The sequence below is a fragment of the Nocardioides sp. genome, from assembly GCF_031422975.1.
In the GTDB taxonomy this organism is placed as follows: domain Bacteria; phylum Actinomycetota; class Actinomycetes; order Propionibacteriales; family Nocardioidaceae; genus Nocardioides.
Genome location: NZ_JANPEO010000577.1, coordinates 1 through 9,302, shown reverse-complemented (window position 1 = coordinate 9,302; position 9,302 = coordinate 1). Strand labels below are relative to the sequence as shown.

The 9,302-nt window shown below is 71.0% G+C and carries 8 protein-coding genes; 3 read left to right on the top strand and 5 right to left on the bottom strand.

Features of this window, described 5'->3' with window-relative positions; genetic code table 11:
• Window positions 1-1,273, bottom strand: a 1,273-nt coding sequence (locus RMO85_RS17280) for an SNF2 helicase-associated domain-containing protein (protein ID WP_310529958.1), incomplete at its 3' end; no start/stop codon positions are given.
• Window positions 1,274-1,297: 24 nt separating this feature from the next.
• On the opposite strand from RMO85_RS17280, the gene RMO85_RS17275 reads away from it, so the two are divergent.
• On the top strand, window positions 1,298-1,786 hold the full coding sequence (locus tag RMO85_RS17275) for a glutathione peroxidase (protein WP_310529957.1): 489 nt from the start codon (window positions 1,298-1,300) through the stop codon (window positions 1,784-1,786).
• 71 nt (window positions 1,787-1,857) lie between these two features.
• The gene (locus RMO85_RS17270; protein ID WP_310529956.1) at window positions 1,858-3,318 is read left to right on the top strand and encodes a protein adenylyltransferase SelO family protein; all 1,461 of its coding nucleotides are present in this window, start codon (window positions 1,858-1,860) and stop codon (window positions 3,316-3,318) included.
• A 13-nt stretch (window positions 3,319-3,331) separates the two neighbouring features.
• On the opposite strand, the gene RMO85_RS17265 is transcribed toward RMO85_RS17270, so the two are convergent.
• The 4 genes from RMO85_RS17265 to RMO85_RS17250 all read right to left on the bottom strand — a co-directional run bounded on the left by RMO85_RS17265 (window position 3,332) and on the right by RMO85_RS17250 (window position 8,536).
• A complete protein-coding gene (locus RMO85_RS17265; protein ID WP_310529955.1) occupies window positions 3,332-4,639 on the bottom strand; it encodes an aspartate aminotransferase family protein in 1,308 nt (435 codons plus the stop codon).
• Between the two features lie 234 nt (window positions 4,640-4,873).
• Window positions 4,874-6,997: a DEAD/DEAH box helicase gene (locus tag RMO85_RS17260; protein ID WP_310529954.1), complete on the bottom strand. Its 2,124-nt coding sequence runs from the start codon at window positions 6,995-6,997 to the stop codon at window positions 4,874-4,876.
• Window positions 6,998-7,110: 113 nt separating this feature from the next.
• Entirely contained in the window at window positions 7,111-7,812 is a 702-nt protein-coding gene (locus tag RMO85_RS17255) for a GAF and ANTAR domain-containing protein (protein WP_310529953.1), read from the bottom strand.
• 34 nt (window positions 7,813-7,846) lie between these two features.
• Window positions 7,847-8,536: a GAF and ANTAR domain-containing protein gene (locus tag RMO85_RS17250; RefSeq protein WP_310529952.1), complete on the bottom strand. Its 690-nt coding sequence runs from the start codon at window positions 8,534-8,536 to the stop codon at window positions 7,847-7,849.
• Window positions 8,537-8,796: 260 nt separating this feature from the next.
• Here RMO85_RS17250 and RMO85_RS17245 point away from each other — a divergent pair.
• On the top strand, window positions 8,797-9,302 hold a 506-nt coding region (locus RMO85_RS17245), incomplete at its 3' end, for a sigma-70 family RNA polymerase sigma factor (RefSeq protein WP_310529951.1).

The window sequence follows — 9,302 nt, the reverse complement described above, 5'->3', positions numbered from 1 at the left end:
CGGCAGCCTGCAGCCGGTCGCGGACCCTGAGCAGGGAGGCGCCCACGATCGCCTCGTGCTCGACGTCCTCGATCTGGACGACGTTGGTGAGCGTCGCGGCCAGCGCGGCGGCCGGCTGGACGGTACGGATCATCCGGCGCTTGGCCCGCTTGAGCATGGCGGGATCGACGACGGTCCAGTTGTCGCGGATCTTGATGATCGGCGACGCGGCGCCAGCGAGCTGGTCCATCTCCTCATCGCTCAGCGCGTCGCCGTGCAGCGCGAGCTGCCACTGGAAGCCGAACAGCGCCTCCGGCCCGAACAACCCGGTCTGCAGCGCCCCCTCCCGCTTGGGTGCCCTGCGCGCCTCGGTGAGCTCGACCCTGGCGGTGACGTCGCGGTCGAGGTGGCGCGGCCAGAGCACGTCGACCCCGGCCTCCTTGAGGGCGGTGACGCCGGTGTCGAGCAGGCTGACCAGCTCGTCGGTGTCGAGGATCAGCTCGTCGGGCACCCGCAGCTCGAGGAACCGCTCGAGCACCGGCCAGGCGTCGGCCGCCGCCCGCAACGCGATGCTGGTGTGCGTGCGTGCCCGGTCTCCGAAGCCGTGGCTGGCGTCGAGCCCGGACTCGCTCCAGAGCACGGCGGCGTCGCAGACGTGGGCGGCATTCTCCGAGGCATGGACCTGGAGCACGATGCGTACGGCGCCGGCGACCAGCTCCTCCTCGTCGGCCTCGATCCGCAGCGCGATCGAGACGAGCTGGGGGCGGTCGTCACTCGACCGTGCCTTGGCTCTGGCGACGCGTTCCTGAAGTCGCTTGGTGAACTCGGGGTCGACCCGGTGCTGTCTGGGCGCTGACTGGCCACTGGCGATCGGCGGACGACGCGTCGCGATCGGCGCGGCCCGCGGCATCGCGTCGGCCACCGCATTCAGCACCGCCCGCACGATCCCCTCGGCCGTCGCCGCGTCGAGCCCGTCGTGCGCCCGCGCGGCCGCGAGCTGGGTGTGGCGGTACTCGTCGGCCCGCTCCAGCGCGGCCACCTGCCACGACAGCCCGCTCGGGTCCGGCCCGAACTTGCCGGCGGCCACCAGCCTCATGCCGAGCAGGGCCGCGCCGCTCAGCAGCGCGACGCTCGGGTGCAGGTCGTCACGGTTGTGGGCCTTGGTCAGCACCGGCAGGGCGCCCCGGATCGGCAACGCCACTGTGCGGCGCTCGTCGGAGAACTCGACGAGCCCGTCGCGCGGCGGCTCCCCGGCGCGGAAGGTCGCGGGTCCGGTCACCGGCACAAAGCTCACAAGGCGGAGGCTAGCCTCGGACGCATGAGCATCCTCGACGCCCCTCTGGCCCGCCTCGACGGCACTCCCGGCACCCTGCGCGACCTGACCGGAGGCCGGCCGGCGCTACTGGTCAACGTGGCGAGCAAGTGTGGCCTGACGCCGCAGTACTCCACCCTCGAGGAGATCCATGCGGCGTACGCCGATCGCGGCTTCACCGTCGTCGGCCTCCCCTGCAACCAGTTCGGCGGCCAGGAGCCGGGCAGCAGCGAGGAGATCGCCGAGTTCTGCTCCGCCACGTATGGAGTGACGTTCCCGATGTCGGAAAAGGTCGACGTCAACGGCGACGACCGGCACGAGATCTTCAGCCAGCTCGTCGAGACGCCCAACGAGTCGGGCGAGGCAGGCGACGTGCAGTGGAACTTCGAGAAGTTCCTGATCGGTGCGGACGGCGCCGTGGTGGCGCGCTTCAACCCCGGCGTCCTGCCGGACGACGAGCAGATCACCGGACAGATCGAGTCGCTTCTCCCCTGATCCCCGCGGCGCTCGGCGTTTCTGGGGCGCGCACCCATCCCGGGCGCAGGACGCCGCCGTACGCTCTTGAGGTGGCCGTCACCTCCGTCAAGCCCGTCCTCCAGGGTCGCTTCGCCCGGGAGCTGGGCGAGCTCGCGATCGCCTGGCGTGCGCAGACACCGCCCGACCCCGAGCTCGTCGTGCTCAACGAGCCGCTCGCGCTCGAGCTCGGCCTGGACCCGGCATGGTTACGCGGCCCCGGGGGTGTCGGGCTGCTGACGGGAACCGTGCTCCCCGCCGACGCCACACCCGTGGCGCAGGCCTACGCCGGCCACCAGTTCGGCGGCTACTCCCCCCGCCTCGGCGACGGCCGCGCGCTGCTGCTCGGCGAGCTGCTCGACGCCGACGGACGCACGCGCGACCTGCACCTGAAGGGCTCCGGCCCGACCCCGTTCTCCCGCGGCGGGGATGGCCTGGCCGCCCTCGGGCCGATGCTCCGCGAGTACGTCATCAGCGAGGCCATGCACGCCCTCGGGATCCCGACGACGCGTTCGCTGGCCGTGGTCGCGACCGGCCGTCCGGTGCAGCGGGACGACCTGCTGCCCGGGGCGGTGCTGGCCCGGGTGGCGAGCAGCCACCTGCGTGTGGGCAGCTTCCAGTACGCCGCGTCGAGCGGCGACCTCGACCTGCTCCGGAGGCTGGTCGACCACGCCATCGAGCGCCACCACCCTGCGGCGGCCGACGCCGACCGACCCGCCCTGGCCCTGCTCGACGCCGTGGTCGGTGCGCAGGCGTCACTCGTCGCGCAGTGGATGCTCGTCGGCTTCATCCACGGCGTGATGAACACCGACAACATGACGATCTCCGGCGAGACCATCGACTACGGCCCGTGCGCCTTCCTGGACGCCTACGACCCCGCCACGGTCTTCAGCTCGATCGACCACGCGGGCCGCTACGCCTTCGCCAACCAGCCGATGGCCGCCGAGTGGAACCTCGCCCGTTTCGCCGAGACCCTGCTCCCACTCGTCGACGACGAGCCGACCATCGCGATCGAGCTCGCCACCGCGTCCCTGGGCGCGTTCCGTCCGCAGCACGCCGCGGCGAGGAGCGCGGGGATGCGGGCCAAGCTCGGGCTGCCTGCCGGTCCAGACGATGCGACCGTGGACGGCATGGTCGACGACCTGCTCGAGCTGATGCGACTCGGTCGCGTCGACCACACCACCGCGTTCCGTGCCCTGGGGACGGCTGCCCGTGGTGACGTCGAGCCGTTCCGAGGGCTGTTCCTCGACCTCGCCGGGGTCGACCGGTGGCTGGCCCCGTGGCGGGCGGCGGCTCCGGATCCCGACCTGATGGCTCGCACCAACCCCGTGTACATCCCGCGCAACCACCTGGTCGAGGAGGCGCTGGCCGCCGCGACCGAGGGCCACCTCGGTCCGCTGGACGTCCTGCTCGAGGCGATCTCGTCGCCGTACGACGAGCGGCCCGGCCTCGAGCGCCACACGCTGCCGGCCCCCGACGACGGCGGGACCTACCAGACCTTCTGCGGCACCTGAGCCCGGGCGACGCCTAGGCACCCCGGGTGAGGACCTCGGCGATCGAGGCGTCGAGGATGTCGGCGCCGGCGTGCAAGTCGTCCTCGCTGATCGTCAGGGGCGGGGCGATCCGGAAGACCCCGCCCATCCCGGGCAGCTGCACGATGTTGAGGTGCAGCCCGCGCTCGAGACAGGCAGCCGTGACGGCACGTCCGAGGTCGTCGGCGGGCGCCTTGCTCGCCTTGTCGGTCACGAGCTCGAGCCCGCGCAGGAGCCCTCGGCCCCGGACGTCGCCCACCACGTCGAAGCGGTCCTTCATGTGCAGCAACCGCTCCTCCAGCACCTTGCCGACGAGGGCGGCGCGCTCGACGAGGCCGTCGCGCTCGATGACGTCGAGCACCGTCAGCGCGACGGAGGCGGCCAGCGGGTCCGAGACGTGCGTGGTGAAGAAGAGGAACCCGCGGTCGTGGCAGAGCCGCTCGACCTCCTCGCTCGTGACCACGGCGGCGACCGGCAGCCCTGCGCCCAGCGTCTTGGACAGCGTCAGGATGTCTGGCACGACGCCGTCGCGCTCGAAGGCGTACATGTCGCCGGTCCGGCCCAGGCCGGTCTGCGCCTCGTCGAGGATGAGCAGCATCCCGCGCTCGACGCACATCTCCCGGAGCCGGCGCAGATAGCCGACTGGCGGCTCGATGATGCCACCCGAGGACAGGATCGGCTCGAGGATGCAGGCGGCGAGGCTGCCGGAGGACTGCTGGTCGATCAACGCGAAACCGTACGCGAGCTCGCCCTCCCAGTCGTAGGAGCCGTCGGCGTTGCGGAAGGGCGAGCGGTAGGCATTCGGGGTCGGCAGGGTCAGGTTGCCCGGCATCGGCGGCCCATAGCCGTGGCGGCCGGCCGAGAACGTCGCGGACGCGGCCCCCGACGTCATGCCGTGCCACGACCGGTCGAAGGACACGATCTCGTAGCGGCCGGTGGCGAGCTTGGCCATCTTGAGGGCCGCCTCGTTGGACTCGGCTCCCGTCGTCAGCAGCAGCACCTTGCTCAGCGCCTCGGGGAGGGTCGCGGTCAGCCGCCGGGCGAGGTCCACGACCGGCCGGCTCAGCATGCCGCTGTAGAGGTGGTCGAGCGTCGAGACCGACTCGATGACCGTGCGTACGACGTCCGGGTGCGAGTGCCCGAGGATCGAGCTCATCTGCCCCGAGGTGAAGTCGAGGATCGCAGCGCCGGTGCTGTCCCGGACGTAGGCCCCCGCGGCGCTCTCGATGATGCGCGGCGTAAAGGTGGCGCCGTACCTCACCAGGTGCCGCTCGGCGTCGTCCCAGAACTCGTCGGTGCTCATGCGGTGTCGTCCCGTCGCTCGATCCCTCGTCGCCGAGGTCGATCCCTGCGCGACGGCGACGCTTCCCTGGGGAGAAGCAAAACCCAGAAACCCGAGACGAACAACCGCAGGCTGGTGCCAAGCGGTGCGTGAGCAGGCTCGCGGCACGATCCGGGTCTGAACGTGATCCAGGGCCAGCCCTCGGCACGGTGGTCGGCCTGGACGCGGGTGACGCGGACGCGCACCTTCCCCCGACTAGGTCTGGGTCCCCAGCACCAGGGGCAGTACGGAGGTCGCGCCGGCCGCGCGGAGGGCGACGCCCGCAACCGTGAGGGTCCACCCGCTGACGACGAGGTCGTCGACGAGCAGCACCGGCCCCGCCGGGACCTCGGCTGCCAGCCGGTAGCGCCGCTTCAGCGCGGCCACGCGCTGCGCCGAGTTGGCCGCGCCCTGACCGGGTGCGATCGACTCGTCCACGATCGCGAACCGGCCGACGATCGGGATCTGCATCACCCGCGACAGCCCGATGGCGAGGTCGCCGACCAGCTGGGGACGGGTCGCGCTCTCGACGCTCACGATCGCGACCGGCCGCTCGACCCAGTCGCCGGACCAGTCCTTCATCACGGTCAGCAGGGCTGCGGCCAAGGAGGGCGGGACCGGGCCGTCGGCCACGCCGGCCCGGAAGAGCGCGCGCAGCGCCTGCCCGTGGCCGAGGTCGGTGAGCCGGGCGATCGCGCGCCCCTCGGCCGGGCCGTTGCCGATCTTGCCCTTGAGCTCGAGGCCGAGGTTGGCCAGCGCGGTCGGCCACAGCTTGCGTGGCTCGATCGCGACGCCGGGACGCGACAGCGCCTCGCCCGCCTCCGCGACGGCGGCGTCGGAGACGGCGGCCGACAGCGTGAGCCCGCCGCAGTTGTCGCACCGACCGCAGTCGACCGCCTCCGGGTCGTCGAGCTGGGAGCGGAGGAACCGCATCCGGCACTCGGTCGTGTCGAGGTAGGTCAACATTGCGTCCTGCTCGCGCTGCCTGGCCTCGGCGACCCGCGCGTAGCGCTCGGCGTCGTAGGACCACGGCTCACCGGTCGCGACCCAGCCGCCCTGCACGCGGCGGACGGCGCCGTCGACATCGAGCACCTTGAGCAACGTCTCCAACCTGTTGCGGCTGAGCTCGACGTACGTCTCCAACGCGACCGTGCTCATCGAGCCGGGTGCGTTGGCGAGCACCTCGAGGGTCTGGCGGACGAGCTGCTCGGGCGGGAAGGCCAGCGAGGCGAAGTAGGCCCAGATGTCGCGGTCCTCGACCTGGGGCAGCAGCACCACGGTCGCGTCGTCGGTGCCGCGGCCCGCGCGGCCGACCTGTTGGTAGTAGGCCACCGGCGACTGCGGGGCGCCGAGGTTGATCACGAAGCCGAGGGCCGCGTCGAAGCCCATCCCGAGCGCGGACGTCGCGACCAGGGCCTTGACCCGCCCTTCGACCAGCGCGCTCTCGAGGGCCTGCCGCTCGGTGGTGTCGGTCTGGCCGGAGTAGGCCGCCACCTCGTGGCCCCGGTCGCGGAGATAGGCGGCGACCTCCTGGGTGGCGGCGACGGTGAGGCAGTAGATGATCCCCGAGCCGGGCTGCTCCGCGAGGTGGTCGGCGAGCCAGGCGAGTCGCATCTCCGCGGTCCTGAGCCGGACCACACCGAGTCGCAGGGACTCGCGGTCGAGCGAGCCGCGCAGGACGAGGACGTCGCGACCGAGCTGCTCGGCGACGTCGGCTGTCACGCGCTCGTTGGCGGTGGCCGTGGTGGCGAGCACCGGGATGCCATCGGGAAGGGTGTCGAGCAGGGTGCGGATGCGGCGGTAGTCGGGGCGGAAGTCGTGGCCCCAGTCGGAGATGCAGTGCGCCTCGTCGACCACGAGCAGGCCGCAGGTCGCCGCGAGCCGCGGCATCACCTCGTCTCGGAAGCCGGGGTTGTTGAGGCGCTCGGGTGACACGAGGAGTACGTCGATCTCGCCGGCGTTGATCGCGTCGTTGATCGGCTGCCACTGCTCGATGTTGGTGGAGTTGATCGTCACCGCCCGGATGCCGGCTCGCTCGGCGGCGGCGATCTGGTTGCGCATCAGGGCGAGCAACGGCGAGACGATGACGGTCGGGCCTGCGCCGCGCTGCCTCAGCAGGAGCGTGGCCACGAAGTAGACCGCCGACTTGCCCCAGCCGGTCCGCTGCACGACCAGGGCTCTGCGCGCATCGACGGCCAGCGCTTCGATCGCCGACCACTGGTCGTCGCGGAGGGTGGCCTCACCGCGTCCGTCACGGGGGCCGACCAGCGCGCGCAAGTGGGCCTCGGCCTCGTTGCGCGCCGCCGCCCGGATCTCGGTGGTCGTGTCGGGCAACGTCATGAGCGCATGTCTAACAGGCGGGTCCGACAGACGGGACCGGCGCGGTGCTGAGGCTGTGGATGATCGACGACCGTCCGGGCACCTCACAGGGACTGTGCCCGCGTCCGGTGCGGCTAGCGGTCGAGTCCGGTGATGATCTCGGTCGCGACATCCACGAGCCGGCGCCGCGACCGCCGCGCTTCCGCCCGCAACATCTCGAAGGCGTCATGGGGCGTCGATCCCTCCTGTCGCGCGAGGGCGCCCTTGGCCTGCTCGATGACGATGCGACTGTTGAGCGCCCCTTGGAGCTGTTCGGTGAGCACGCCGGCCCGGGCGATGGAGCGCTCCTGGAGCAGTGCTATGGTGGCCACGTCGGCAAGCGCCTGCACCACGCGCACCTCCTGGTCCTTGAACTCCTCATCGGCGTGTCCGAACAGGTTGAGGGCGCCGATCACGCTGTCGCGCAGCCGCATCGGGAAGGCGTGCACGGACTGGAAGCCAGCCGCGATGGCGGCCGGGGCGAACTTGGGCCACCGGTCGGAGGCGGTGGCGAGGTCGGCGTTGACCACCGCAGCCCGGGTGGAGTAGCAGTCCATGCACGGGCCTTCGTCATTTTGGAGCTGGAACAACTCGAGCATCTTGCCGGTCTCGTTGGAGGCCGCCATGTATCGCAGTTGACCCCGCTGGTCGGCCAACATCAACCCGACCGCCTCCGCACCGCTCACCGCTGCCGCATGGTCGGTGAGGTTGTGCAAGAAGTCGACGAGGTCGAAGTCGGTGATCAGGGTGTCGGCGACCTCTACAAACACGTCGGTGAGCCGTTCGGTGGAGATCATGGCTGTTCCTCATCCTGTGCGGTGCTGGTCGTCGTCATTGTCCGCCTTCTCTGTCGGTGAGGTCGAGTCGTCCTTCGACGATGTCGATGGCCACGTCGATGAGTCTGCGCCCCTCGGCGAAAGCGTGGGCGCGCATGAGCGCCAGGGCCCCGGACAGGGGCACCCCGAGGGTCACCATGACCATGCCCTGGGCCTGATAGATCTCGCTGCGCAGGCCGAACGCGCTCTTGAGGTCGGGGTCGATCTCGCCGTCGCCGGTGGCAGCCGAGCTGTCGAGCAGCAGTTCCGTCGCCAGTTCGGACAGGGCCAGGCACTGCGCCACTTCCTCCTCGTCGAGCAGCCTCGGCACGTCGTGGAAGATGCTGAACACGCCGAAGCGCGATGCTCCGACCTGCAGGGGGAACGCAAACACCGCCCCGATCCCGGCGGCGAGTGCCGCCGGGGCGTAGCCGGGCCATACGTCGCCCTGGTAACCGTCCAGATCGGGCACGAGCACCGGGCGGCCGTAGGCGAAGGCGTCGTGGGCGGGACCCTCGCCGATGCTGAACTCCACCTCGGCGAGGGCTCGGCTGCCCGGGTCGGAGGAGGCGACGATTCCTTCCGAATCGTGGGCGGACGTCACAGTCACGACCGCTCCCCTCAGGTGCAGCTCGGTCGTGGCGGCGCCCACCAGTGCTTCCAGCAGCTCGGCGATGCCACGAGCCGCCGATGACTGGGTACTCATGGCCATCTCCCACACACGCGCATGCTGCCCCGGCTCAGTTGCCCGGACCACGGACAACGGACGACGCGGTGTCGAGGTTGGTGGCCGTGGCCGAGCCGATAGCTGGGCTTGTCCTGCACGGCAGTCATGAGGATCTGGTACCCGGGTTCGTGGGATTCATGGTCCAGCAAGGCTCGCACACACCCAATTGCGTGCCATGATCAAGGGACGGCATCCCGGACTTCGATGGCGGCTGTTCCAGTCGGCTCGAAGGACTTGTCATGAGCGTGCCATCCGCACCCGCCGCGTGTGAGCGCCGACAGCGCACCAAGGACCTGTTCGTCCGCGCAACCGGTGAGCCACCCGGCGTCGCGCGCTCGGACACCCTGGGCGAGATCGTGCTGCTCAACATGCCGGTGGCCAGGAGCATCGCCCGGCACTATCGCGGTCGAGGCTGCGACCTCGAGGATCTCGAGCAGACGGCCTGCCTGGCCCTGGTGCGGGCGGCGGATCGATTCGACGCCACCAGCGCCCACGACTTCCTCTCCTACGCCGTGCCGTCCATCCGCGGAGAGGTCCAGAAGTACTTCCGAGACGTCGGCTGGATGGTGCGCCCGCCGCGCAGCGTCCAGGAGCTCCAGCCGTTGCTCATGGCAGCGCAGCGCAAGCACTTCCACCTGACCGGTCACGCACTGGACGTCGACGACGCCGCAGGGAGGTTGGGCGTCACATCGCATGCGGTCCGCCAGGCGATGCTGGCCAAGGGCTGCTTCTCGCCCACCTCGCT